The following is a 24452-nucleotide window of genomic DNA, read 5'->3' as shown; positions in this document are numbered from 1 at the left end:
CCCCTCGCCCCCTCCGCATGACCAACCATATGCGCCGCGGTGCTATCCCGCCGCCGCCACAATTTCCGCCCACGCCGCTTCGTCGATCACGCGGATGCCGAGCGCGGCCGCCTGCTTGAGCTTCGATCCCGCGCCCGGCCCGGCGACGACGAGGTCGGTCTTGGCACTCACCGATCCCGCCGCCTTGGCGCCGAGCGCCTCGGCCTGCGCCTTCGCTTCGTCACGGCTCATCGTCTCGAGTTTGCCGGTAAATACGACCGTCTTGCCCGACACCTCGCTCTCGCGGGTTTCGACGACATAAAGCGGCGGCGATACTTCGCTGAACAGATCGTCCCAGAGCGCGCGGTTGTGCGGCTCATGGAAGAAATCGCTCAGCGCCTCGGCGACCGCGGGACCGATGCCGTCGGCGCGCACCTCGAGGATGGCCTTGATTGCGTCGAGCTTGCGGCTTGCATATTTGCCGTCGGATTCGTCCGAATCTTGCGGGTTCGCCTCGGTCCAGGCCCGCAATTGCTCGGCCTTTTCGGGCAATCGCCGGATGTCGCCGATCCCCTTGAGCAGATCGCGCGCGGTTACTGCGCCGACATGACGGATCCCGAGCCCGAACAGCAGCCGCGCAGCATCGGGCTGCCGCTTTGCCTCGATTGCGGCAAACAGCTTGTCGACCGATGTTTCCTTCCACCCTTCGCGTCCGAGCAGTTCGTCCCGGTGCGCCTTCAGGCGGAAGATGTCGGCCGGGCCCTTGTCGAGCCAGCCAAGGTCCATGAATTCCTGAATGCTCTTCTCGCCCAGCCCCTCGATATCGAGCGCGCCGCGGCTGACGAAGTGGCGCAGCCGCTCGAACTTCTGCGCCGCGCAGATCAGCCCGCCGGTGCAGCGGACATCGACCTCGCCCTCCTCGGCAACCGCTTCGCTGCCGCAGACGGGGCAATGATCGGGGAAGATATAGGGGTCGCGCGCCGTGTCGCGGGTGAGATTGTCGACCACTTGCGGAATCACGTCGCCCGCCCGCTGGACAATGATGCGGTCCCCCGGCCGGACACCGAGCCGTTCGATCTCGTCGCGATTGTGCAATGTCACGTTCGAGACGACGACGCCGCCGACGGTAACGGGGGTGAGGCGCCCGACGGGCGTGAGCTTGCCCGTCCGGCCGACCTGGATGTCGATCGCCTCGAGCGTCGTCTGCGCGCGTTCGGCGGGGAATTTATGCGCAATCGCCCAGCGCGGCGCCTTGGCGACGAAGCCGAGCCGCGCCTGCCAATCGAGCCGGTCGACCTTGTAGACGACGCCGTCGATATCATAGGGCATCTCGGCGCGCTCGGCCTCGATCGTCCGGTAGTGCGTCAGCACGCCCTCGACGCTGTCGAAACGCTTCAACAGCGGCGATACGGGGACGCCCCACCCCGCGATACGCTTCATCATCGCATATTGCGTCGCCTCCGGCACCGCGCTGACGTCGCCCCAGCCATGTGCCAGGAAGCGCAGCGGGCGCGACGCGGTGACGCTGGCGTCCTTCTGACGCAATGATCCCGCCGCCGCGTTGCGCGGATTGGCGAACTGGCGCGCCTTTTCGGGATCGTCAGCCTCGGCAAGCAGGCGCGCGTTGAGCGCCGCGAAATCGGCCTTGGCCATATAGACCTCGCCGCGGATCTCGAACACGTCGGGTACTTCGCCGCTCAGCATTTCGGGAATGTCAGCGATGGTGCGGACATTGGCGGTGACATCCTCACCGACCGTACCGTCACCGCGCGTCGCCGCCTGAACCAGCTTGCCCATTTCATAGCGCAGCGAGCAGGACAATCCGTCGATCTTGTCCTCGGCGGTCAGCGCAATCGCCTCGTCCGCGTCCAGATTGAGGAAACGCCTTACGCGCGCGGCAAATTCTTCGACATCTTCCGCCGCGAAAGCATTGTCGAGGCTCATCATCCGCACCGCATGCGTCACCTTGGCGAGGGGCGACGCCTCGACTGCCGCGCCGACCAGCCGGTTCGGACTGTCGGCGCGGACGAGATGCGGGAACGCCGCTTCGATCGCATTGTTGCGGCGGACGAGCGCATCATAATCGGCGTCCGAAATCTCCGGACTATCCTCGGCATGATAGAGTTTATTGTGATGCGCGATCTGTTTCGCGAGGCGCATCAGTTCGTTGGCGGCGTCGGCTTCGGTCAGCGATTCAATGTCGATCATGGACGCGCTTTTGCCACCGGCACGAACTCGGCGCGAGCGCCAAATCCGGAAATCAGCGGTCGCCCCTTCGCAATCGCCGCCTGCACCGACGGCAATTGCAGCGAGGCGGCATGAGCATCCTTGTCAGCCCAGAGCTCGACGATCCACAGCGCATCCGGATTCGCGCTGTCCTCGCCGACCAGATAGGCGAAATTGCCGGGCATCGCGTCCGTATCCTCGGTCAGGATCGCAGCCAGCGCGGCGCGCTGGCCGGGCAGCGCGATCATCTGGCCGATCAGGCCGTAATGGGGCTGTTCTTCGTCCATGATCGTCTCCAAGGCCAGCAGGTCGCGCGGTGCCAGAACGGCTGCTGCGAACGTCGCGAGCGCGGCAAGATGGGTGCGTCTGCCGATCACCGTGCAATCACCAGCACATGCACCTGTCGCCGTTCCCGAAAGCCGAGCGATTCATACAGCGCGATCGCGCCTTCATTGTCGGCATAGCTGTGCAGAAAGGGCATCTCGCCGCGCTGCGCCATCGCGCGCATGACATGGCCGATCAACGCGCGCGCCAGTCCGCGGCCGCGGCAATTTGCCCAGGTCGCGACGCCGCTGACCTCCGCCATGCCGGGAACAAGCATGCGTTGCCCCGCCATCGCAAGCAGGCGCCCCTCTTCGCGTACGCCGAAGAAGGGGCCGTAGAGATGCGTCTTCGGCCCCCACGGCCCCGGCTTCGCATGCTCGGCGAGTGCGGTCATTTCAGCCGCATCGGCCTCGCCCAGCGGCACGATGGGGGGATCATCCGCGCGCGGTTCGGGCGGCGGTCCTTCCGCAACCATCTGCGTCAGAATGGCGCGCTTGATCTCGCGGGTTCCCGGCGGCAGCGGCCAAGCCTCGCCTTCGACCAGCCACAGCTCGCCGTGCTCAGGAACAAGCGCAGCGAGCGCGGCTTGCGCCGCCGCGCCGGTGTCGGCGGCGGCACCGAACGGGCCGTAGTCCCCATCGATCCGCACCGCCCGCGCGTCGCCCTGTGCCAGATGTGCCTGTCGGCCGGTCAGGATGCTGAGGATCGGCCGATCGAGGGGGTGCGCGCTCACCCCGCAACCTCGAGCAACCGGTCTGCCTGTGCCCGCGCCTCCGCGGTCACTTCGGCCCCCGACAGCATCCGGGCGATTTCTTCGCGGCGCCCCGCTTCGTCGAGCGCGCGGACGCCGGTGCGCGTCACCGTTCCTTCGCTCGACTTGGCGATCATGAAATGCGTCGCGCCCTTGGCGGCGACCTGCGGGCTGTGCGTCACCGCGAGCAATTGCTTGCCCCCGCCCTTTCCGCTTCCGCCGGCCAGCCGCGCCAGCCGCTCGCCGATCGCGCTCGCGACCGCACCGCCGACACCGCGGTCGATCTCGTCGAAGATGATCGTGTCAGCGCCGCCCTCTTCGGCAAGCGCAACCTTCAGCGCGAGGATGAAGCGCGACAATTCGCCGCCCGAGGCAATTTTGGCGAGCGGAGCAAAGGGTGCGCCGGGATTAGTCGCGATCAGAAATTCGACGCGGTCGATACCGTCCGCACCCCAACGCTCGGCAGGCAGGCGTTCGACGAGCGTGCGGAAGCGCGCCGCATCGAGCTTGAGCGGCGCCAGTTCGCCGGCGACCGCCGCATCGAGCCGCGCCGCGGCCTTCGTCCGCTGATCCGACAGCGCGGTCGCGGCATGGGTGTAGGCGGCGGCACCTTCGGCGACCGCTGCTTCGAGCCGGGCAAGCCCCGCGCTGCCGCCTTCGATCGCATCGAGCCGCGCGGCAAGGTCGTCGGTCAGCGCCACCAGTTCGTCGGGCTGGACGCCATGCTTGCGCGCCATCGCGCGCAGTTCGAACAGCCGCGTCTCGGTCGCCTCGAGCCGATCGGGATCATATTCCAGGGCGCGTGCCGCCTCGTGCAGCTTGGCCTCGGCATCGTCGGCATCGATGATTGCGCGATCAAGGCTGGCGAGCGCTTCGGCAAGCAGCGGATGGTCGCCCGCCAGCCGGTCGAGCCGCCGCGCGGCACCGCGCAGCAGGGCGGGACCGCCGGCGCTGCCGTCGAATGCCTCCATGATCGCCGACAGGTCGCCCGCAATCCGCTCGCCCTTCTGCATCGCGGCGCGCGCCTCGGCGAGTTCGGCTTCTTCGCCCGGCTGCGGTGCCAGCGTTCGCAACTCGGCGACGCAATGTTCCAGCCATTCGCGGTCGCGCTCGGCCTCGGCAATCGCGGTCCGTGCAGCCGCCAGTCGCTCCTCGGCGCTGCGCCAACTCGCATGCGCCGCCGCCACCGCGCCGGCATCGGCGCGCGCATAGGCATCGAGCAGCGCGCGATGCCCCGCGGGCGCGAGCAGGCCGCGATCATCGTGCTGCCCATGAATTTCAACGAGATAGCTGCCGACTTCGCGCAGCAGCGCCGCCGAACAGGGCTGATCGTTGAGAAAGGCGCGGCTGCCGCCGTCGGCCTTGACGGTGCGGCGGATGAGCAGCGGTTCGCCATCCTCCAATATGACATCATTGTCGGCGAGCAGCGCGGCGAGCGGCGTGCCTGCTGCCGGCGGCGCAAAGCTGGCGGTGACCTGCGCGCGGTCGCTGCCCTGCCGCACCAGCGCCGTGTCGGCGCGCGCACCCAGCGCAAGTCCCAGCGCGTCGAGGAGGATCGACTTGCCGGCGCCGGTTTCGCCCGTGAGCACGCCCAGCCCGCCCTCGAAATCGAGGTCGAGCCGTTCGATCAGAACGATATTCGATATGGACAGCGCGGTCAGCATCCGGCCCCGCCTTACAATAGAACAAAGCGCGAATCTATCGCGCGATGCATCAGGCGCTGGGCGCGTGCTTTTCCATCAGCTTGTACGCGCGTTCGTACCATTTGCTGCCGGGATAATTGGCGCCGAGGACGGCCGCCGACTTCTTCGCCTCTTCGGGAACGCCGAGCGCGAGATAGCATTCGGTCAGCCGGAACAGCGCCTCGGGGGCGTGGCTGGTGGTCTGATATTTGTCGACGACTTCGCGGAAGCGGATCGAGGCCGCGAGCCAGTTCGAGCTGCGCTCGTAAAAGCGGCCGATTTCCATCTCCTTGCCCGCCAGATGGTCGCGGACAAGGTCAAGCTTCAACCGCGCATCGGCGGCGTAGCGGCTGTCGGGATAGCGGCGCACAATCTCGCCCAGCGCGGCCTGCGCCTGCTGCGTGATCTTCTGGTCGCGGGTCACGTCGCTGATCTGCTCATAATAGCTGAGCGCGATCAGATAATAGGCGTAAGGCGCATCCTTGTTGCCCGGGTGGATCGACAGGAAACGCTGCGCCGATTCGATCGACGGCGTATATTCGCGGTCCATATAATAGGAAAAGGCGCTCATCAGCTGCGCGCGGCGCGCCCAGGGCGAATAGGGGTGCTGACGCTCGACCTCGTCGAACAGCGCCGCGGCAATCTTGTACTGGCCGCGGTCGAGACGATCCTGCGCGGCGCGATAGAGCGTATTCACGTCACGCGCGACGTAGCGCGTGTCCTTCTTGACCCCACCCCCGCCGGCGCAGGCCGCGAGCAGCGGCGAAATCACGAGGGCGGCGGCGATCAGGCGCACGGCGGCGCGAGAGGAAGGGCGCTGAGTCATGGGCGCGGTATAGCCACAGCGCAGATGAACGCAAAATAAATGATCATGTCTTTCGTCGGCATCGCGAACCAAATCGTCCGGCGGCGCCCGGGGGCGTCACGGCGCCGGAACCGGGGGCGCCTTCACCACACAGCCTTTGGGTGCATCGGCAGGCGCCGGAACGCGGCGCGCCGACAGGATGGTCACGGCCGGATCGAGGATCTGGCCGCGCATCACGCCCTCGCCCGCGGTCTCGGAAACCGGCATCGCGAAGATTTTTTCGGCGACGTCGCGCCCCGAAGCAATCTCGCCGAATACCGCGAAACCCGCCCCATCGCCGCCGGGCGCGTCGGCGTCGAAGCCCTTGATGCCGGACAGCAGCAAAAAGAAATCGGTCGTCGCATCGCCCGGGCGCAAATGCGCCATCACCAGCGCACCATCGCAATTGGTAAGGCCGGTTTTCGTTGTCGGCTCATGCGCGATGGGTGGGAAGTTGGTCCGCGGGTCGCCGCGGTTGCCCGCCTGAATCAGCTTGTTTCCCTCGCCCCAACTGCGCGTGGTTCGATAGAATTTGAACCCGTCCATCCGCTTGCTGTCGACATAGCGGAGGAAATTGGCGCTGGTGATCGGCGCCCGCTTGTCCTCCAGCCGAACGACGATCGTGCCCGCGTCGGTCTTGAGCGCCACATAAGGCCGCGTATCGGGCGCCGCGACTTCGACCGGGGGCGTCACGGCCGCCGGAACGGGCGGCGGCGGCGGGGGCAACTGCGTGGTCTGGGCTGGAACCAACTGCACCGCAAGGACGAGCGACAGGATCAAGGGAGCGAACATGGATCTCTCTGCGGACCTCTCTCTGGTTGGCGGGGGGTCAGGCTAGACGCCCCGGCAGCGAACGCCAAGCCTTTGCGCCGACACCTATTCGACGAAGGCCGCCGCCACGGTCACGCCCTCGGGGTTCCAGGCAGGAACCGCCTGCGCGGTCATCGGCACCATGAAGCGCTTCGGCTTGTGTCCCGCTTCGGCCGGACGTTCGATTTCCAATATGTCGCCGGCGCCGAAATTCTCGACCGCCACGACATGGCCGACAGCCTCGCCGTCGGTCGAAACGCAGGGCAGGCCGATCAGGTCGTGGTGATAATACTCCCCTGGCGCGAGCGACGGCAGCGCCGAGCGCGGGACCGTCAGCACCGTGCCGCGCAGCGCTTCGGCGGCGCTGCGATCGGCGATTTCGGCAAAGCTTGCCACCGCCCCCTGATTGGCGGGGCGTACCGATTTCAGCGTCAGCTTGCGGGCGCCGGCGTCGAAAACGGAAAAGGCGCGGAGAGCCTCCGCGCCTTCACCGAACAATTTGAGCCGCACCTCGCCCCGGACCCCGTGCGCGCCGGCAATGGCGGCCAGGGTGACGGGACGATCGGCGGCGGCCAAGGGTTTAGCCTTCGGCCTTTTCTTCGCCGGCTTCGGCGACGGGGCCGCCTTCGGCAACTTCTTCGGCGATCGCAGCCGCGTCGTCGGCGCTCGCGTCGGCCGGAACTTCCTCGGCAACTGCGTCGGCAACCGCTTCGGCGGTTTCTTCGCTCTTCACCGAGCCGGTCGCATCCGATTCAGCCGCTTCGGGAGCCGCTTCTTCGGCCGGAGCCGGAGCCGCAGCGGCGGCCGCCGCAGCTTCTTCGGCCTCGGCCAGCTTCGCGGCCTTTTCTTCGGCGCGTTCCTTGGCCTTTTCACCCGGGACAGCCTTGTTCGGGTTGTTGCGGGCCGAACGTTCCTTCACGCCTGCGGCGTCGAGGAAGCGGGCGACGCGGTCGGTCGGCTGCGCGCCAACCGAAACCCAATGCTTCGCACGTTCGGCGTCGAGCTTGACGCGGTCCGGATTATCCTTGCCGAGCAGCGGGTTGTAGCTGCCGATGCGTTCGATGAAACGGCCGTCGCGCGGGCTGCGCGAATCGGCAACGACGATCTTGTAATAGGGGCGCTTTTTCGAACCGCCGCGCGAAAGGCGAATGGTGGTAGCCATGATATTTTCCTTCTGACTTGCTAACTTTGACTTTGATTTTTAAGGGTTATTTCTTCTTGTTCAGCAGATTGGCGAGATCGGGCGGAAGTCCGGCACCGCCAAGGCCGGGCAATCCGCCGGCACCGCCGCCGCCGCCCATGCCGCCGCCGCCCATGCCGCCGCCGCCCATTCCGGGGATACCGCCGCCGCGGCCGAGGAGAGCGCCAAGGCCCTTGAGGCCGCCCATCTTGCGAATCTTCTTCATCGCGGTGGACATTTCCTGATGCATTTTCAGCACCTTGTTCACCTGCTGCACCGTGGTACCCGACCCGTTGGCAATGCGGATCTTGCGCTTCGCATTGATGATTTCGGGTTTCGCGCGTTCCTTTGGCGTCATCGAGCCCATGATCGCGTCGAAATGGACGAGCACCTTGTCGTCGGTGCCGCTCTGCGCCATCGCCGCCTGTGCTTTTTTGAGGCCGGGGATCATGCCCGCCAGCGCACCTAGCCCGCCCATGCGGCGCATCTGGTTCAATTGCGTGCGAAGATCGTCGAGGTCGAACTGACCCTTCGCCATCTTCTTGGCCATCGCCTCGGCCTCTTCGGCCTGAATCGTCTCGGCGGCGCGTTCGACGAGGCTGACGACGTCGCCCATGCCGAGGATGCGGCCCGCGATGCGCGAGGGCTGGAAGACTTCAAGGCCGTCAAGCTTTTCGCCGGTGCCGGCGAATTTGATCGGCTTGCCGGTGACGGCGCGCATCGACAGCGCGGCGCCGCCGCGCGCATCGCCATCCATGCGGGTGAGCACGACGCCGGTCAGCGGCACCTGTTCGGTGAAGCGCTGCGCGACCTGCACCGCGTCCTGACCGGTCAGGCTGTCGACGACAAGCAGCGTTTCGGCCGGATTCGCCGTGCGCGACACCGCCTGCATTTCGTCCATCAATTGCTGATCGACGTGGAGGCGGCCCGCAGTATCGAGCATCAGCACGTCGAAGCCCTGAAGCTTGGCCGCCTGCATGGCGCGCTGCGCAATCTCGACCGGCTGCTGCCCGGCGATGATCGGCAAGGTCGCGACGTCGATCTGGCTACCGAGGACGGCGAGCTGTTCCTGCGCGGCGGGACGATTGACGTCGAGCGACGCCATCAGCACCTTCTTGCGCTCCTTGTCCTTCAGCCGCTTCGCGATCTTCGCGGTCGTCGTCGTCTTGCCCGACCCCTGAAGGCCGACCATCATGACAACGGCGGGCGGCGTGACGGCAAGGTCAAGTTCAGCAGCTTCGGAGCCGAGCATTTCGGTCAGCGCGTCGCTGACGATCTTGACGACCTGCTGCCCCGGCGTGACCGAGCGCAGGACATTCTGACCGACCGCAAGTTCGGTGACCTGGTCGACGAAGCTGCGCACCACGGGCAGCGCGACGTCGGCTTCGAGCAGTGCGATGCGCACTTCGCGCATCGCCGCGCGCACGTCGGCCTCGGTCAGCGCACCGCGGCCGCGGAGCTTCCCGAATACATCGCCTAGCCGATTGCTCAGACTGTCGAACATGCGCTTCCAAATCCTTCTCTCGATCCGCAACGCAAAAGACGCCGGTGAGCGAAACCTCGCCAACCAGCGGCTATCCGTGGACAGAAATTCCGTCGCGGATGTCGATATGCCCACCCGAATCCAATAGGCGGACAGCGGCTCCCTAGGCGAGATCGCCCGCAAAGGCAAGTCGGACCGCCCGCTGGCTTCGCGATCGCCACCAAGCCCCACTTAACGCAAATTTCACCGCTTTGCCGGCATATGCGAGGGAATGGTGGGGACTATAGCATGAATTCGACGATGAAGCCGCGAAACCGTAGCGAGGACGCCCGACGCGACATGATCGCAGGGGGAATCGTCGTCGCCGCGATCGTGATGTTCGTCGGCACCGGCGGCAATGTGATGCAGGCGGTGGTGCAGACGCTGATCGGCATCGGCGGCGGGCCGGACAAGGTCTTGTCGGCGGCGCTGATCCTGAATGTCGCGCTGATCCTGTTCGGCTGGCGCCGCTACGAAGACCTCAACCGCGAGATTCGCGAGCGCACCGAGGCCGAACAGCGCGCGCGCTATCTGGCCGACACCGATCCGCTGACCGGATTTCTGAACCGCCGCGCGCTGATCGTTGCGGGGCAGCAGCTCATCGCCAGCGCCGCGGCCGAAAAGCGCAATGTCGCCCTGTTCCTGCTCGACCTCGACCATTTCAAGACGGTCAACGATATTCACGGCCATGCCGCGGGCGACCGTGTGCTGCAGGTCGCGGCCGAGCGGATCACCGCCATCCTGCCGCCCAATGCGACCAAAGCGCGGCTCGGCGGCGACGAATTCGTCGCGATGATTCCGTTCGAGCCCGCCGCGCGCGCCAACATCGACGCGCTCGCCGCGGCACTGGTTTCGTCGCTCGAGGATTCGGTCGCCCATGATGCGCAGCATATCCGCATCGGCGCCTCGCTCGGCATCGCACTTGCCAATGATGCCAGCATGACGATGGAGACGATGATCCGCCAGGCGGACATCGCCATGTATCACTGCAAGGACGAGGGCCGGAACCGCTATTGCTGGTTCGAGCAGGGCATGGAAATGGCGGTCCAGGTCCGCAACCAGATCGAAAACGGCATCCGCGAAGGCATGCCGCGCGGCGAGTTCATTCCCTTTTTCGAGCCGCAGGTCGACATCGCGACCGGCCGCCTTGTCGGCTTCGAAATGCTGATGCGCTGGGATTCGCCCGAATATGGCATGATCCCGCCCGAACGCTTCATTCCAATCGCCGAGGAAAGCGGGCTGATCGGCGAATTGTCCCTGCTGGTCATTCGCCGCGCGATGGAAATCGCCAAAGGCTGGGATCCGTCGATCATTCTCGCGGTCAATATTTCTCCGCAACAGCTCAAGGATCCCTGGTTCAGCCAGAAGCTCACCAAGCTGCTGGTCGAAACGGGCTACCCCGCCAGCCAGCTTGAGGTCGAGATCACCGAAAGCTCGCTGTTCGAGAATCTGCCGCTGGTCCGCTCGATCGTCACCAGCCTCAAGAATCAGGGCGTTTCGCTCAGCCTCGACGATTTCGGCACCGGCTATAGTTCCTTGTCGCACCTGCGCGCGCTGCCCTTCGACCGCATCAAGATCGACCGCAGCTTCGTCGCCGCGATGCGGGGCAGCCCCGATGCGCAGGCGATTGTTGTGGCAATTGTCCGCCTCGGCGAAAGCCTGGCCATGCCGATCACTGCCGAGGGCGTCGAAGACGAAGCAACCGCCACCGAACTGACGCGGCTCGGCTGCGCGAAGGGTCAGGGCTGGTTCTACGGCCGCGCCGCATCGGCCGACGACACGGCGCGCATGCTTGCCGACCGCGGCCTGCTCCGCGCGCCCGCGCTGCCACAAACGCCGTCCCCCGACGTCGACGAGGAAGTGCTGCGCAAGACGGCCTGACGCCGCCACATCGCTAGACTTCGCCCGTCGGCGCCCTTACATGCGCGGACTATGGCGGACCGCTTCACCAAGATGCACGGCCTCGGCAACGACTTTGTCGTGATCGATGCGCGCGCGAACAGCGTCGAGATGACGCCGGCGCGGGCGCATGCGATTGCCGATCGCCGCCACGGCATCGGCTGCGACCAGCTGATCCTGCTCGAACCGTCGTCGAAGGCCGACGTCAAAATGCGGATATTCAACGCCGACGGCAGCGAGGTCGAGGCGTGCGGCAACGCGACGCGCTGCGTCGCCACGCTGATCGGCAAGCCCGCGGTCATCGAAACGCTGGGCGGGATGCTGCGCGTGACCCCCGCCGACGGCGGCGCCGAAGTCGTGCTGGGTGAACCCGTCTTCGATTGGGAGCATATTCCGCTCGCCATGCCGATGGACACCCGCGACATGCCCGTCGCGTGGGACGAACTGGAACATGGCGCGGCGGTCAATGTCGGCAATCCGCACATCATCTTCTTCGTCCCCGAAGCCGATGCAGTCGCACTGGGCGACCTCGGCCCGCGGATCGAGACCGACCCCCTGTTTCCCGAGCGGGTCAACGTCAATGTCGCGAGCCTCGACGGCGAAAATCAGCTCCAGCTTCGCGTCTGGGAACGCGGCGTCGGGCTGACGCAGGCGTGCGGCACGGGCGCGTGCGCGACCGCGGTCGCCGCAATCCGCGCCGGCATCGTCAAATCGCCCGTCACCGTGTCGCTTCCCGGCGGCGATCTGGTGATCCGTTGGTCGCCCGGCGAGCCGATCGTGATGAGCGGCGCGGCGACCCGCGTGTTCGAGGGCGAGACCGACTGGGCGCAATTCGGATGAGCGTTGCCGAAGCCGGCCGGGTCGAGGTCGTCAATTTCGGGTGCCGGCTGAATCTGGCCGAAGGCGAAGCGATCCGCGCCGCCGCAACGCGCGCCGCAGCGCCCGACACGATCGTGTTCAACAGCTGCGCGGTGACCGACGAAGCGGTGCGCCAAGCTCGCCAGGCCGTGCGCCGCGCGCTGCGCGAGCGCCCTGACACCGCGGTGGTCGTTACCGGCTGCGCCGCCGAACTGGAGGCCGAGCGCTTTGCCGATATGGGTGCGCGGGTGGTCGCCAACGATGCGAAGGGGCTAACGGCAAGCTACCAAGTCGAAAATATTGCTTCGGCAAGCTCGGCACGAGCGGAGATGGATGACGCAGCTCCTCCTCCACCCTTCGCCCTGAGCCTGCCGAAGGGCCGTTCTTCCCTCCCCTACCTGCCTGCTCTTTCCGGCGCTGACCACGCCCGCGCTTTCCTGGGCGTCCAGACGGGCTGTTCGCATAGCTGCACTTTCTGCGCGACGGTGCTGGCACGGGGAACCGCCCGCTCGGCCACGGTCGGTTCGATCCTGACGGCGGCCCGAACGGCGATAGACCGCGGCCAGCGCGAGATCGTGCTGACCGGGGTCGATCTTGCCAGCTATGGCGACGACAGCGGCACCAGCCTTGCTGCGCTCGTCGAAGCCTTGCTGCGCCTGCCCCTCGAACGCCTCCGGCTTTCGTCGCTCGATCCGGACCGCATAGACGATGCGCTGTTCGCGCTGCTGACGCAGGATGCGCGGATCATGCCGCACGTTCATCTCTCGCTGCAGGCGGGCGACGACATGGTGCTGACGCGCATGAAGCGCCGCCACCGCCGCGCCGACGCGGTGCGGCTGGTCGAAAGGCTGAAGGCCGCGCGCCCGGAAATCGCGATCGGCGCCGACCTGATCGCCGGTTTTCCGACCGAGGATGCCGCCATGTTCGCGAACAGCCTGGCGCTGATCGACGATTGCGACATCGTTTTCGGTCACATCTTTCCTTACAGCGCGCGCAGCGGGACGCCCGCGGCGCGAATGCCGCAGGTCGGACGCAGCGCGGCGCGCGACCGGGCGGCGCGGCTGCGCGAGGCCAATGCGCGGCGGCGTCATGCCTGGCTGGACCGACTGACGGGATCGACAACAACCATGCTGGTCGAGCGCGACGGCCGAACCGGCCATGCCGAAAATTTCGCCGCGCTGATATTGGCCACGCCCGCCGAGCCGGGCGCCATCGTGCCGGTCCGTGCGGGCGCACGCGACGGCGACAGAATGACTGCGGAAAGGATATCGGGATGAGCGGACCGAGCTGGAGCGAGCGGCTGCTCGGCGGCTTTCGGCGCACGTCGGAACGGCTTGGCGAAAATCTGGCCGGGCTGACGGGCAAGTCGCGCCTCGACGAAGACGACCTCGACCGAATCGAGGAAGCGCTGATTACCGCCGACCTTGGCCCCGGCATGGCGGCGCGTATCCGCGACCGCCTGTCCGAACGCCGCGACATTGCCGCTAACGGCACCGACGAATTGCGCCGGGTCGTGGCCGAGGAGATTGCGGCGGTGCTGCGTCCGGTCGCCGAGCCGCTGGAAATCGATGCTTTCCCGCGCCCCCAGGTCATTTTGGTGATCGGGGTCAACGGGTCGGGCAAGACCACGACCATCGCGAAGCTCGCGCATCTGTTCCAGGAACAGGATTATGGCGTGATGCTGGTCGCCGGCGACACCTTCCGCGCTGCCGCGATCGGCCAGCTCAAGGTGTGGGCCGAACGGCTGGGCGTGCCGATCGTCACCGGACCCGAAGGCGGCGATGCGGCGGGCATCGTGTTCGATGCGGTCAAGCAGGCGACCGCGACGGGCATCGACGTGCTGATCGTCGACACCGCCGGGCGGCTTCAGAACAAGCGCGAACTGATGGACGAGCTTGCCAAGATCAAGCGCGTGCTCGGCCGCCTCAACCCCGCAGCACCGCACGACGTCGTGCTCGTTCTCGACGCGACCACCGGGCAGAATGCGCTATCGCAGATCGACGTGTTCCGTGACGTGGCGGGCGTGACCGGGCTCGTGATGACCAAGCTAGACGGCACCGCGCGCGGCGGCGTCCTCGTCGCCGCGGCCGAACGCCATGGCCTGCCCATCCACGCGATCGGCATCGGCGAAACGATCGACGATCTGCGCCCCTTCGACCCCGACGAGATCGCGGGCATCATTGCAGGAAATATCCGATGAGCGAACCGCTCGACCAGCTACCCGGCGGCCCCGAAGCCGTCCCCGCCGCGCCGCCCGCCAAGCATGGCTGGCTGAACTTCGCGATCGATTTCGGGCCGCTGCTGGTGTTTTTCCTGACCTACAAGTTCACCGCCGGCGGCCAGGGCGCCTTCGCGGCGACTGCGGGCGCGATCAAGGGCACGATCGCCTTCATGGTCGCGATCCTCGTTGCGATGGGCATCTCGAAATGGAAGCTCGGGCGGATTTCGCCGATGCTGTGGATGTCGGGTATCCTCGTCATCGGGTTCGGCGCGCTGACCGTTTATCTTCACGATCCCAAGTTCATCGTGATGAAGCCGACGATCATCTATGCGGTCTTTGCGCTGATGCTGCTCGGCGGCTGGTGGTTCAAGAAGCCGATGCTCAAATATCTGCTCCAGTCGGCGCTCGACGGGATGACTGAACGCGGCTGGCTGCTGCTGTCGCGCAACTGGGGCCTGTTCTTCGCCGCGCTCGGCATCGCGAACCATGTGATGTACGTGCTCATCGAAGCCGGGCGGATGAGTTTCGATACTTGGCTGACGATCAAGGTCTGGGGCGTGACCGCCCTGTCCTTCCTCTTCACGCTGACGCAGGTACCGGTGATGCTGAAGAACGGGCTGGCGGTTCCGGAAGAAAATTAACGCCTCCCTCCCCTCCCGCAATCGGGAGGAGGGAAGATTCAGCCGTCGATCGCCGCCTTGTGCATCCGTCCGTTGAGGACATAGTGGGCAACGCCCATCTGCATTCCCGCCGCCTGCGCGTCGCCGATTTCGCGCACCCGGCGCGCGGGCGACCCGGCCCATAGTTCGCGGTCGGGAATCTCTTTATTCTCGGTCAGCAGCGCGCCCGCCGCGAGCATCGCGTCGCTGCCGATGCGGCAGCCGTTCATCACCGTCGCCTTCAATCCGACGAAGGCGCGGTCGGCGAGCATGCAGCCATGCACCATCGCCATATGACCGATCAGCACATCCTCGCCGATGATCGTCGGATAGCCTTCGGGGCGGCCCGGCATCGGGCCGTCGCAGTGCACGACGCTGCCGTCCTGAATATTCGACCGCGCGCCGATAACGATATGGCTGACGTCGGCGCGCAGCACGCAATTATACCAGATGCTGACATCGGCGCCGATCGTCACGTCGCCGATGATCCGGCAACCCGGCGCAATGAAGGCGCTCGGGTCGATCTGCGGCGACTTGCCGTTGACGCTGATGATGCTGACGTCGGTGTAGGTCATTCATGTTTCCCGATCAGATTGCCCCAGAGAAGTATCGGTAGCGTGGACGCATAATCGTCGGTCCAGCGCTCGAACCCCGCCTCGCTACGCAGCGCGACCCAGGTATCGTTCGCGGCGGCATTCTGACGGGGGCGCAGGCCGTGCGTCAACTGGCCAAGGCGGGCAGGCGTCGCCGTCAGCGCCACCCAGTTCGATCCGGTGAGATCACCGAACTCGCTATCCTCCGGGCCGGGGTCGAGCCGGATCGCCGCGCTCCACCCGCGGCCTCGCGCCTCGGCGGCGAGCACGGGTTCGAGATCGAAGAAGCGGTTCGAGATATGGACGAGCAGGATGCCGCCGGGGCGCAGCGCGCGCGTATAGGCGTCAAACGCCTCGCGCGTCAGCAGATGCAGCGGGATTGCGTCCGACGAAAAGGCGTCGATGACCAGCACATCGAAGCGCGCGGGCGGCAGCTTCGCGATCTGCAGGCGCGCGTCGCCGATCACGATCGGCGTATCGGCGGCGCAGCGCGACAGGAAGGTGAATTTGGTGGGATCGCGCGCGATATCGGCCATGACCGGGTCGATTTCGAAGATCGTCCAGTGCTGCCCCGCCTTGCGATAGCAGGACAAGGTTCCCGTCCCCAGGCCGACGATGCCGACCGCGGCATCGGGCCCGGCGAGTTCGGGCAGCCTGTCGAGCGTCAGGCCGACCCCCGACTGATGGCCATAATAGGTGGTCGGATCGAGTTCGTGGCCGGGCGTCGTGCGCTGGAGTCCGTGCAGCGTCGTGCCATGCGCGAGCCGCCGCTGCTGATGATAGCGATCGTCGGTGACGGTGTAGATGCCGAAATAGCTGCGCACCCGCATCCCGTCGCGCCCCTTTTCGAGCGTCTGGACGCCCCCGAATCCGAGCATCAAGAGGAAGAGCGCGGCAACATAGGCCCAGCGCCAGCGAATGACGAGCAGACCGACCGCCACGATGATCGCCGCCCAGACGACATGCGCGCCGTGCAGCGTCCCGTCCCAGCTCGCCACAAGCTTCCACGATGCGAAGGCGGCAATCGCGACCAATGCGACGACGACGGGTAGCGGGCGGCGCAGTCCCAGCCATTTTTCCCACGGCAGCAATGCAGGCAACGGCAAAAGCATCGCCGCGGCAAGCACGAGCACCGGATGCTCATAGACCCAGTTGAAGACGAGCGGCGCCACCAGCGCCGCGAAGGCGCCGCCAAGGACGCCCCCCGCCGACATGATCAGATAGAACAGGGTCAGATACCGCGGTCCCGGCCGCAGGAAATAGAGATAGCCGTGAAGCGCGGTCGCGACGACGAACAGCATGACGAGGCTCGCCAGCGCAACGAGCATCGTTCCGCCGCCCGTTCCGAGCAGCGCCTGTCCGCCGACGACCAGCAGCAGCGCCGGGGCGATCGTGACGATGACGTTGGTGAGCGACGTCCAGCTGGAAAAAGCGATCACGAAGCTGAACAGATACAGCCCGAGCGGCAATACCCAGAGCAAAGGCATCGCGACGATATCGGTCGTAAGATGCGTCGTCGTCGACAGCATCAGGCCCGACGGAACCGCGGCGATCAACAGCCAATGCACCTGTCGCCGCCAGTCCGGCCTGGCTTCGTCGCCGGCCGTGTCAGTCGGCTGGGCGCTTTCCGGGCCGCGCCCCCAGCGCGCCGCGGCGGCGGCCGCAACCAGCATGAACAGCAGAACATAGCCCAGCGTCCAGCCGATGCTCTGCTTCTCGAGCGGCAGCAGCGGTTCGACGAGCGCGGGATAACTGATCAGCCCGGCGAAGCTGCCCAGATTCGAAGCCGCATAGAGGAAATAGGGATCGCCGGCGCGCGGATCGGCGGCGAACCAACGCTGCATCAACGGCGCCTGCGCCGAAACCGCGAAAAAGACCGGTCCGATGGAGGCAAAGAGCAGGAGCGGCACCCACAGCGCCTCCTGCCCCGGCGCCGGCGGTGCGATCCGTGCAAGGCCGACCGGCAGCCACAGCGCGGCAACGAGCAGCAGGCCGAGATGGATCATCGCCTGCCGCCGCACCGCGAAACGCCCGAGCCAATGCGCATAGGCATAACCGCCAAGGAGCAGCGCCTGATAGACGAGCATCGCGCTGTTCCACACCGCCGGCGCCCCGCCGAGCCGCGGCAGCACCATGCGTGCGACCATCGGCTGAACGAGGAAGAGCAGGAAACTGCCGACCAATATGGTCAGAACGAACAGGAGCCGACGCGGCCCACGGTCGGCGACGGTCATACGCGAAGCCAATCTGCGCGAGAAAGCGAATAGGTAACATGGCGGCGCAATCGGTCGCCCGCGTCGAGCTTGGGATGATCGAAGTCGAGCCCGGTGCAATAGCCCATACCGAGCCGCTCCATCACCGCGCGGCTGCGACCATTGCCCTCCCACGTGATGGCCCGAATTTCGTCATCGTCACGATTGGCGAAACTCCACGCCGTTGCGGCCTTGGCAGCCTCGCTCGCATAGCCGGCGCCCCAACAATCGCGTGCCAGGCGCCAACCGATTTCGAGCTTGTCCCGCACCGGATCGATGTCGCCGCGGATCACGCCGCACCATCCGATCAGCCGCGCATCGTCGCGGCGTTCGAGCGCCCAGAAGCAATGGCCATGCCCGCTTTCGTGCCGCTGCATCCATTCGATCCGCGTCGCCGTAGCCGCCATGTCGAGCGGTGGCCCAAGCGTTGCCATCACATCGGGATCGCTGCAAATTTGCTGAAAGGGCGCGAGATCGCTTTCGCGCCAAGACCGCAAAACCAGTCGCTCGGTTTCGATCATGCAGCGAGGAGCCTCGCCGCGTGCAGTGCGTGATAGCTCAGAACCCCCGACGCGCCGGCGCGGCGGAAGGCGAGCAGGGTTTCGAGGACGAGCGCGTCGCGGTCGCCCGCGCCTGCCGCGGCGGCGGCCTCGATCATCGCATATTCGCCCGACACCTGATAGGCATAGACCGGCACCGCGAAAGCGTCCTTCACCGCGCGCACCACGTCGAGATACGGGAGGCCCGGCTTGACCATCACGCTGTCTGCGCCCTCGGCCAGATCCTGTTCGACCTCGCGCAGCGCCTCTTCGACGTTGGCGGGGTCCATCTGATAGGTTTTCTTGTCGCCCTTCAGCAACCCGCGCGACCCCACCGCATCGCGGAAGGGACCATAGAAGGCCGACGCATATTTGGCGGCATAGCTCATGATCTGGACATGACCGAAGCCCTCGATCTCCAGCGCTTCGCGGATCGCACCGATGCGACCGTCCATCATGTCACTGGGCGCGATGATGTCGGCGCCCGCGCGCGCCTGGTTGAGCGCCTGGCCGACCAGCACCTCGACCGTTTCATCGTTGAGGACATAGCCCGCCGCGTCGATGAGCCCGTCCTGCCCGTGGCTGGTATAGGGATCGAGCGCGACGTCGGTCAGCACGCCGATCGCATCGCCGAGCGCGTCCTTGATCGCCGCGGTTGCGCGGCACATCAGATTGTCGGGATTGAGCGCCTCGGCGCCGTCTTCGCTGCGCCGGTCGGGCTGCGTATAGGGAAAGAGGGCAAGACAGGGGATGCCCGCATCGACCGCATCGCGCGCGCGCGCCACGAGCAGGTCGACTGACCATCGCGAAACGCCGGGCAGGCTGGTGATCGGTTCTTCGACGCCGTCACCCTGACAGACGAATAGCGGCCAGATCAGATTGGCGGAAGTCAGCTGCGTCTCGCGCACCATTGCGCGGCTCCAGGCGGTTCGGCGGGTGCGGCGCAGGCGCAGGTCGGGGAAAGCGGCATGAGTCATGCCCGTGTGCATAGCGGCGCTTGGTCGCCGGGCAAATGGATATTGGATATCGGTGCGCCCCGCGCACCGACGGGAAAGCCCGACGTCAGATCCCTTCGCCGGCCCGCTTCGACGCAGTGTCGGCGAGCGAACCGAGCTTCCGTCCTTCGGCAGGCCGGGCGGCGACCGGCGCCAGCGCGGCGCCGACCGAGACCGAGGTGAGCTGGCGAATGCGGGCACGGAAGTCGGCGAGCGCCTTGCCTTCGAGCTGTGCGCGCGTCACGAAGCTGACCGACAGCGGGTTCACCGCGACGCCGTTGCGATAGACTTCATAGTGAAGATGCGGGCCGGTCGACAGGCCGCTCGACCCGATATAGCCGATGACCTGACCGCGATTGACATGCTGGCCGGGGCGCACCGCAATGCGGCTCATATGGCCATAACCGGTGCCGAGACCGGCGCCATGGTTCAGTTTCACATAATTGCCGAAACCGCCGGTCCGCCCCGCGATCGTCACCACGCCGTCGCTGACCGCATAGATGGGCGCGCCGTAACCGCCGCCGAAATCGACGCCGCTATGCATGCGCGTATAGCCGAGGATCGGATGGCGGCGCATGCCGAAGGTCGAGGTGATGCGGCCGTTCGTCGGACGGATCATGCCGCCGCGCTGCTGCCCGATGCCCGAGGCCTCATACCATTGGGTTCGGCCGTCGACGGTCCATTCGATCATCGACAGCTTCGGCTTTCCGCCGCGCACCAGCCCGGCATAGAGCAGCTTGCCAGTCTCGCTCTCGCCCGTTTCGGCGCGGCGATGGTCGAGGATGATGTCGAATTCGTCCGATGAGCGAATATCGCTGCCGACCGAAATCTGGCGGCTGATCACGCGCAGATAGGATTGGATCGCCTCGGGCGGCGCGCCGGCGGCGCGCGCCGAGCGATAGAGGCTGTCGCCGACCCGGCCGCGAATGCGCAGCGGCGTATTGTCGACCGCGATCGGGATGCGGCGCATCACCAACCGGCCGTCGATGCGCTCCATCTCGATCCGCAGATCGAAACGCGCGCGCATGGCAAGCGCATCGACCGGGCGCGGCATCGTGCGCGCGGCGCGGCGGCCGAGGATCAGGTCAATGCGCGTTCCCGCGGCAATATCGGCCAGCGGGACGGCGCCCGCGACCTGGCTGGCGATCGCCTGCGCATCGGGGCTGCCGACGCCCGAGCGTTCGAGTACGCGAGCGAAGCTGTCGCCTTGCCCCAGTGTCGCGGTGAGTTCGATCTGCGGCCGTTCGGGCGTCTGGGCCAGCGGGCGCACCGCGTCGGTTGCCGCCATATGGCGCCCGGTATCGCCGCCATAGGCGATCGGCACGATCATCTGCGCACGCGCTTCGTTGAAGTCCGATGCGTCGAGCGCCGGAGCGCCGCCGATCTCGAGCGGTTTCAGCCCCGGAAAGGTCGATATGGCCGTGCCGCAGAGCAAGGTGAGCGTGGCCAGCCCGCGCCACCATTCCGCCGATCCGATATTGTCGCCAAGGTCGGGGACGAGGTCGATATGCGCGAAACGGTCGCGCAGCGCGTCGATCCAGGACAGCGCGCGGGGCGGTTCGTCGGCAGCACGGCGCAGCGAAATCGCCTGCGACATCGACAGGGTCGCGGCATTGCCCGACATACCCGCGATGGGTTCGTGACGCTGAAACAAATCGCAATCCCCGCTCGACGGGCCCCCAAAGCCCGGCCGTCGATCATGTTTTCGACCCGAGGTCTGTAAACAAAGGCCGTTAAAGTCAATTTAACGGCCACGCGAACGCGCGGGCTTGCGGCCAGTCGTGGCGCGTGCGGGTTATAATGTGCCGCAATCGGGAAATCGACCGGATCGACCCGCCTTCGTCGATCCGCTGTTGCGCCGCCGCGCCGCCCGTGCCAGCGTTGCATCCAAGAAAATGCCGTCCCACTCCTCCCACCCGGTCAAGGCTGTCCTTGGCCCCACCAACACCGGCAAAACCCATTTGGCGGTCGAGCGCCTGACGGCGCACGCCAGCGGAATGATCGGCTTTCCGCTGCGCCTGCTGGCGCGCGAGGTCTATGACCGGGTTGTGGCAATCAAAGGGCCGGCGCAGGTCGCGCTCGTCACCGGCGAGGAACGCATCTGGCCCGCCGAAGCGCGCTATGTGCTGGGCACGATGGAGGCGCTGCCGGTCGACCGCGACGTCGCCTTCGTCGGCATCGACGAGGCGCAGCTCGGCGCCGACCCCGAGCGAGGCCATGTCTTCACCGACCGCGTGCTGCGCGCGCGCGGCCGCGAAGAGACGATGATCCTTGGTTCGGCGAGCATCAAGGGGCTGGTGCGCGATCTGGTTCCCGAAATCGAGGTGATCAGCCGGCCGCGCTTTTCGACGCTGAGCTATGCTGGCGCCGCGAAGCTGTCGCGCCTGCCCAAGCGATCGGCGATCGTCGCCTTCTCGGCCGAGGAGGTCTATGCGATCGCCGAGATGCTGCGCCGCTTCTCAGGCGGCGCCGCGGTGGTCATGGGGGCGCTCAGCCCCAAGACGCGCAACGCGCAGGTCGCGATGTTCGAAGCGGGCGAGGTCGACTATCTCGTCGCCACCGACGCGATCGGCATGGGGCTGAACCTCGACGTCCAGCATGTCGCTTTCGCGAGCCTGCAGAAATTCGACGGCCGCCGGGTCCGCCGTCTGACCATATCGGAAATGGCGCAGATCGCCGGACGCGCCGGGCGGCACCAGCAGGACGGCAGTTTCGGCACTGTCGGTCAGCCACAGGGCGGCTTCACGCCTGAAGAAATCGCCGCGATCGAAGGGCATCATTTCCCGCCGCTGACCAGCCTGTTCTGGCGCAATCCGGCGCCGCGCTTCGATACGCTCGACACGCTGATCGCCGACCTTGCGCGGCCGCCGGAGCACAAGGCGCTGCGCCCCGCCCCCGAGGCCGTGGATATTGCGGTGCTCAAGCATCTGGCGAGCGACATGGAGGTGCGTGCACGCGCTGGCGAAGCCGCTGCGGTGCAGCGCCTGTGGGACGTGTGCGGCCTCCCCGATTTCGAACAGCTCGGCCCCGAACATCATAGCCGCACCGTCCTCAAGCTGTGGCAGTGGCGCACGAGCGGCAACGGGATGATCGACCCCGACTGGTTCGCGCGCCGCCTCGCGCGGCTCGACCAGGTTGACGGCGATATCGACCAGCTCGCAAGCCGCATTGCCGCGGTCCGCACCTTATGCTTTATCGCCCAGCGCGGCGACTGGATCGAAGGCGGCGCCGGATGGACCGAGCGCACGCAGGACCTCGAATCGCGATTGTCCGACGCGCTGCATGCGGCGCTCGCGCAGCGCTTTGTTGATCGCCGCCTTGCGCTGCTGATCCGCGATGCGGGGCAGCGCCACGCCGCGCTGCCGGTCGCGGTCGGCGCCGACGGCACCGTCGCCGTCGACGGCGAAGCGATCGGGACGCTCAAAGGCTTTCAGTTCAAGGTCGACCCCGGCGCGCGCGCCAGCGATCACCGCCTGTTGCTCGCCGCCGCCGAGAAGCATCTGCGCGCCGAACTCGCGCGCCGCGCCGCGCTGCTCGCAAGCGGCGAGGACAAGGCGATCGAACTGGTCAGCGAAGCCGGCGCCCCGCCGCGGCTCGCCTGGCACGGCCAGACGATCGCGACACTCGCGCGCGGCCCGACGCTTGTACAGCCGGCAATCCAGATCGACCCGTCGCTGCGGCGGCTCGAACCGCAGCAGGCGCAGGCGATTGCCGAGCGGCTGCAGATTTTCGTCGCCGAACAGCTCGCGCGCCACGCCGCGCCGCTGGCCGCGATGGGCGAAGCGGCCGGCGACCTCTTCACCCCGCCGCACGTCCGCGCGCTGCTCGCCGCGCTCGTCGATGGCGGCGGCATGGCGCCGCGCGCGCAGGTCGAGGCGCAACTGGGCGCGATGAGCGCGGACGAACGCCCCTATCTGCGCAGGCTCGGGCTGACCGTCGGGTCGCTCGACCTATTTCATCACCTGCTGCTCAAGCCCGAAGCGGTGCGCTGGCGCGCCGCGCTGCTCGCGGCGCAACAAGGAAGCGCGCCAATCCCGGCGCTGCCGCCGCAGGGCGCGGTGCTGCAGAAGACCGGCAACCACGGCGGGCTGCGCATTGCAGGCTTTCGCCGCTGTGCTTCGGGCTGGCTGCGCATCGACATGGCCGAAAAGCTGGCGCGCCAGGCCCATGCCGCGCGCCTGAAGGCCGCGCACCCGCCGACCGAGCCCGTCGCGGGTGCAGCCGAACATCATGCCGACCATTCTGACGGCGCAGACGAAGGTCAGGGGGTTTCGGCCGCGCCGCCGCCCGGTTTCGTCATCGACCCGGCGCTCGCCACATCGCTCGGGCTTGACGAGGAAACGCGCCGCGCGCTGCTGCAGGCGTTCGGCTTTCGCAGCGTCGGCGATCCCGCGCTCCAGCGCTGGCGCTGGTCGGGGCTTAAGGCCGCCGACAAGCGCAAGCGGCGCAAGCACAAGGTGGGCGACAATCGGCCTGAAGCAAAGGCCGCGCCCTCTACCGACGGACACCCCGCGCGGCACCGAGCCAAGCCGGGCAAGACCGACAAGCCGACCACGGCAAAGGGTCAGCGGCCCCAAGGACAGCAGCAGGGCAAAGCCGGGGTGCGGCCACCACGAACCGACCGTCCCGAGCGCCCGGTCCGGCGCGGCCCGTCGCCGAACAGCCCCTTCGCCGGGCTGGCCGCGCTAATGGCAGAGGCGCGCAAGGACTGATGGCGAGCCCCGGCGCAGCAGGCAGCATCCGGCTCGACAAGCTGCTCTGGTATTTGCGCTTCGCGCGCTCGCGCAGCATCGCGCAGGCGATGGTCGCGGCGGGCCATATCCGTCTCGACGGCCGCCGTGTCAGCCGCGCGTCGGTCGCGGTCCATCCCGGCGCGACGATCGTGCTGCCGGTCGGCGAACGCATCGAGGTGATCCGCCTCCTGACCCTGCCGCCACGCCGCGGTCCCGCGCCCGAAGCGCAGGCTTGTTACGAACGACTGGCCCCTGCGCCGGCCTCCCGGGGAAATGAGAGTGATTCGCAACTGGCGGCGGACCATTGACGCATCGCCGCCACGCGGCATAGGAGGCGGGGAATCGCAACAAGGGGCGGCAGCAATCCGCCACGAAGGGAGCCCTT

22 protein-coding genes are annotated in these 24452 nt (G+C 66.9%); 7 read left to right on the top strand and 15 right to left on the bottom strand.

Annotated elements, in window-relative coordinates; genetic code table 11:
- Positions 1 to 42: 42 nt before the first annotated feature.
- The 9 genes from ligA to ffh form a co-directional block, all read right to left on the bottom strand.
- Positions 43 to 2187, bottom strand: coding sequence for an NAD-dependent DNA ligase LigA (gene ligA / locus MU856_RS00525; protein WP_234179155.1), 2145 nt, complete (start codon positions 2185 to 2187; stop codon positions 43 to 45).
- Positions 2184 to 2582 (bottom strand): putative quinol monooxygenase, encoded by a 399-nt coding sequence (locus MU856_RS00520; protein WP_318153197.1) that lies wholly within the window; start codon positions 2580 to 2582, stop codon positions 2184 to 2186. The genes ligA and MU856_RS00520 overlap by 4 nt, the downstream gene beginning before the upstream one ends.
- Positions 2579 to 3262, bottom strand: coding sequence for a GNAT family N-acetyltransferase (locus tag MU856_RS00515; RefSeq protein WP_263588182.1), 684 nt, complete (start codon positions 3260 to 3262; stop codon positions 2579 to 2581). The genes MU856_RS00520 and MU856_RS00515 overlap by 4 nt, the downstream gene beginning before the upstream one ends.
- On the bottom strand, positions 3259 to 4944 hold the full coding sequence (gene recN / locus MU856_RS00510; RefSeq protein ID WP_263588181.1) for a DNA repair protein RecN: 1686 nt from the start codon (positions 4942 to 4944) through the stop codon (positions 3259 to 3261). Before recN ends, MU856_RS00515 begins: the two co-directional genes overlap by 4 nt.
- A 49-nt stretch (positions 4945 to 4993) precedes the next feature.
- Positions 4994 to 5788, bottom strand: a complete 795-nt coding sequence (locus MU856_RS00505; RefSeq protein WP_040589805.1) for an outer membrane protein assembly factor BamD — start codon at positions 5786 to 5788, stop codon at positions 4994 to 4996.
- 96 nt (positions 5789 to 5884) lie between these two features.
- The gene (locus MU856_RS00500) at positions 5885 to 6598 is read right to left on the bottom strand and encodes a peptidylprolyl isomerase (protein ID WP_263588180.1); all 714 of its coding nucleotides are present in this window, start codon (positions 6596 to 6598) and stop codon (positions 5885 to 5887) included.
- 84 nt (positions 6599 to 6682) lie between these two features.
- Entirely contained in the window at positions 6683 to 7192 is a 510-nt protein-coding gene (gene rimM / locus MU856_RS00495; protein WP_263588179.1) for a ribosome maturation factor RimM, read from the bottom strand.
- A 4-nt stretch (positions 7193 to 7196) separates the two neighbouring features.
- Positions 7197 to 7778: a 30S ribosomal protein S16 gene (rpsP, locus tag MU856_RS00490; RefSeq protein WP_003043030.1), complete on the bottom strand. Its 582-nt coding sequence runs from the start codon at positions 7776 to 7778 to the stop codon at positions 7197 to 7199.
- A gap of 46 nt (positions 7779 to 7824) precedes the next feature.
- Positions 7825 to 9300 carry a signal recognition particle protein gene (gene ffh / locus MU856_RS00485; protein ID WP_263588178.1) on the bottom strand — a complete coding sequence of 492 codons (1476 nt, stop codon included), beginning with the start codon at positions 9298 to 9300 and terminating at the stop codon, positions 7825 to 7827.
- Positions 9301 to 9567: 267 nt separating this feature from the next.
- Between ffh and MU856_RS00480 the strand changes: the two genes are divergently transcribed.
- Genes MU856_RS00480 through MU856_RS00460 form a run of 5 tightly spaced genes read left to right on the top strand, consistent with a single transcriptional unit; the run spans position 9568 to position 14937 of the window.
- Positions 9568 to 11199, top strand: coding sequence for a putative bifunctional diguanylate cyclase/phosphodiesterase (locus MU856_RS00480; RefSeq protein WP_186401216.1), 1632 nt, complete (start codon positions 9568 to 9570; stop codon positions 11197 to 11199).
- Positions 11200 to 11250: 51 nt separating this feature from the next.
- A complete protein-coding gene (dapF, locus tag MU856_RS00475; protein ID WP_003043039.1) occupies positions 11251 to 12057 on the top strand; it encodes a diaminopimelate epimerase in 807 nt (268 codons plus the stop codon).
- Positions 12054 to 13352 carry a MiaB/RimO family radical SAM methylthiotransferase gene (locus tag MU856_RS00470; RefSeq protein WP_263588176.1) on the top strand — a complete coding sequence of 433 codons (1299 nt, stop codon included), beginning with the start codon at positions 12054 to 12056 and terminating at the stop codon, positions 13350 to 13352. Before dapF ends, MU856_RS00470 begins: the two co-directional genes overlap by 4 nt.
- On the top strand, positions 13349 to 14275 hold the full coding sequence (ftsY, locus tag MU856_RS00465; protein WP_062764286.1) for a signal recognition particle-docking protein FtsY: 927 nt from the start codon (positions 13349 to 13351) through the stop codon (positions 14273 to 14275). Before MU856_RS00470 ends, ftsY begins: the two co-directional genes overlap by 4 nt.
- Entirely contained in the window at positions 14272 to 14937 is a 666-nt protein-coding gene (locus tag MU856_RS00460) for an inner membrane-spanning protein YciB (protein ID WP_263588175.1), read from the top strand. Before ftsY ends, MU856_RS00460 begins: the two co-directional genes overlap by 4 nt.
- Positions 14938 to 14975: 38 nt before the next feature.
- On the opposite strand, the gene MU856_RS00455 is transcribed toward MU856_RS00460, so the two are convergent.
- The 6 genes from MU856_RS00455 to MU856_RS00430 all read right to left on the bottom strand — a co-directional run bounded on the left by MU856_RS00455 (position 14976) and on the right by MU856_RS00430 (position 21322).
- Positions 14976 to 15530, bottom strand: coding sequence for a gamma carbonic anhydrase family protein (locus tag MU856_RS00455; protein ID WP_062901087.1), 555 nt, complete (start codon positions 15528 to 15530; stop codon positions 14976 to 14978).
- Positions 15527 to 17782: a spermidine synthase gene (locus MU856_RS00450; RefSeq protein ID WP_234179162.1), complete on the bottom strand. Its 2256-nt coding sequence runs from the start codon at positions 17780 to 17782 to the stop codon at positions 15527 to 15529. The genes MU856_RS00455 and MU856_RS00450 overlap by 4 nt, the downstream gene beginning before the upstream one ends.
- Complete coding sequence (locus MU856_RS00445) at positions 17779 to 18321, bottom strand: GNAT family N-acetyltransferase (protein WP_263588174.1); 543 nt, start codon at positions 18319 to 18321, stop codon at positions 17779 to 17781. The genes MU856_RS00450 and MU856_RS00445 overlap by 4 nt, the downstream gene beginning before the upstream one ends.
- Positions 18318 to 19316: a porphobilinogen synthase gene (gene hemB / locus MU856_RS00440; RefSeq protein ID WP_234179163.1), complete on the bottom strand. Its 999-nt coding sequence runs from the start codon at positions 19314 to 19316 to the stop codon at positions 18318 to 18320. The genes MU856_RS00445 and hemB overlap by 4 nt, the downstream gene beginning before the upstream one ends.
- An 85-nt stretch (positions 19317 to 19401) precedes the next feature.
- Positions 19402 to 20958, bottom strand: a complete 1557-nt coding sequence (locus MU856_RS00435; protein ID WP_234179164.1) for a M23 family metallopeptidase — start codon at positions 20956 to 20958, stop codon at positions 19402 to 19404.
- A gap of 115 nt (positions 20959 to 21073) precedes the next feature.
- A complete protein-coding gene (locus tag MU856_RS00430) occupies positions 21074 to 21322 on the bottom strand; it encodes a hypothetical protein (protein ID WP_263589014.1) in 249 nt (82 codons plus the stop codon).
- Here MU856_RS00430 and MU856_RS00425 point away from each other — a divergent pair.
- Both MU856_RS00425 and MU856_RS00420 read left to right on the top strand, forming a co-directional pair.
- Positions 21230 to 24046 (top strand): helicase-related protein, encoded by a 2817-nt coding sequence (locus MU856_RS00425; RefSeq protein ID WP_263588173.1) that lies wholly within the window; start codon positions 21230 to 21232, stop codon positions 24044 to 24046. The two genes, MU856_RS00430 and MU856_RS00425, sit on opposite strands and share 93 nt — an antisense overlap.
- Positions 24046 to 24375, top strand: a complete 330-nt coding sequence (locus MU856_RS00420) for an RNA-binding S4 domain-containing protein (RefSeq protein WP_062901092.1) — start codon at positions 24046 to 24048, stop codon at positions 24373 to 24375. Before MU856_RS00425 ends, MU856_RS00420 begins: the two co-directional genes overlap by 1 nt.
- Positions 24376 to 24452: the final 77 nt, after the last annotated feature.

The sequence above is a fragment of the Sphingopyxis sp. GC21 genome (assembly GCF_025727575.1).
GTDB lineage: Bacteria > Pseudomonadota > Alphaproteobacteria > Sphingomonadales > Sphingomonadaceae > Sphingopyxis > Sphingopyxis terrae_A.
This window is presented reverse-complemented; position numbering and strand designations above follow the sequence as displayed.

Excerpts from the sequence above, each read along its gene's own strand:
- ligA (WP_234179155.1), bottom strand. The coding sequence starts at position 2,187 with ATGATCGACATTGAATCGCTGACCGAAGCCGACGCCGCCAACGAACTG.
- recN (WP_263588181.1), bottom strand. The coding sequence starts at position 4,944 with ATGCTGACCGCGCTGTCCATATCGAATATCGTTCTGATCGAACGGCTC.
- MU856_RS00505 (WP_040589805.1), bottom strand. The coding sequence starts at position 5,788 with ATGACTCAGCGCCCTTCCTCTCGCGCCGCCGTGCGCCTGATCGCCGCC.
- MU856_RS00500 (WP_263588180.1), bottom strand. The coding sequence starts at position 6,598 with ATGTTCGCTCCCTTGATCCTGTCGCTCGTCCTTGCGGTGCAGTTGGTT.
- rpsP (WP_003043030.1), bottom strand. The coding sequence starts at position 7,778 with ATGGCTACCACCATTCGCCTTTCGCGCGGCGGTTCGAAAAAGCGCCCC.
- ffh (WP_263588178.1), bottom strand. The coding sequence starts at position 9,300 with ATGTTCGACAGTCTGAGCAATCGGCTAGGCGATGTATTCGGGAAGCTC.
- MU856_RS00480 (WP_186401216.1), top strand. The coding sequence starts at position 9,568 with ATGAATTCGACGATGAAGCCGCGAAACCGTAGCGAGGACGCCCGACGC.
- dapF (WP_003043039.1), top strand. The coding sequence starts at position 11,251 with ATGGCGGACCGCTTCACCAAGATGCACGGCCTCGGCAACGACTTTGTC.
- MU856_RS00470 (WP_263588176.1), top strand. The coding sequence starts at position 12,054 with ATGAGCGTTGCCGAAGCCGGCCGGGTCGAGGTCGTCAATTTCGGGTGC.
- ftsY (WP_062764286.1), top strand. The coding sequence starts at position 13,349 with ATGAGCGGACCGAGCTGGAGCGAGCGGCTGCTCGGCGGCTTTCGGCGC.
- MU856_RS00460 (WP_263588175.1), top strand. The coding sequence starts at position 14,272 with ATGAGCGAACCGCTCGACCAGCTACCCGGCGGCCCCGAAGCCGTCCCC.
- MU856_RS00455 (WP_062901087.1), bottom strand. The coding sequence starts at position 15,530 with ATGACCTACACCGACGTCAGCATCATCAGCGTCAACGGCAAGTCGCCG.
- MU856_RS00450 (WP_234179162.1), bottom strand. The coding sequence starts at position 17,782 with ATGACCGTCGCCGACCGTGGGCCGCGTCGGCTCCTGTTCGTTCTGACC.
- MU856_RS00445 (WP_263588174.1), bottom strand. The coding sequence starts at position 18,321 with ATGATCGAAACCGAGCGACTGGTTTTGCGGTCTTGGCGCGAAAGCGAT.
- hemB (WP_234179163.1), bottom strand. The coding sequence starts at position 19,316 with ATGACTCATGCCGCTTTCCCCGACCTGCGCCTGCGCCGCACCCGCCGA.
- MU856_RS00435 (WP_234179164.1), bottom strand. The coding sequence starts at position 20,958 with ATGTCGGGCAATGCCGCGACCCTGTCGATGTCGCAGGCGATTTCGCTG.
- MU856_RS00425 (WP_263588173.1), top strand. The coding sequence starts at position 21,230 with ATGCCGTCCCACTCCTCCCACCCGGTCAAGGCTGTCCTTGGCCCCACC.
- MU856_RS00420 (WP_062901092.1), top strand. The coding sequence starts at position 24,046 with ATGGCGAGCCCCGGCGCAGCAGGCAGCATCCGGCTCGACAAGCTGCTC.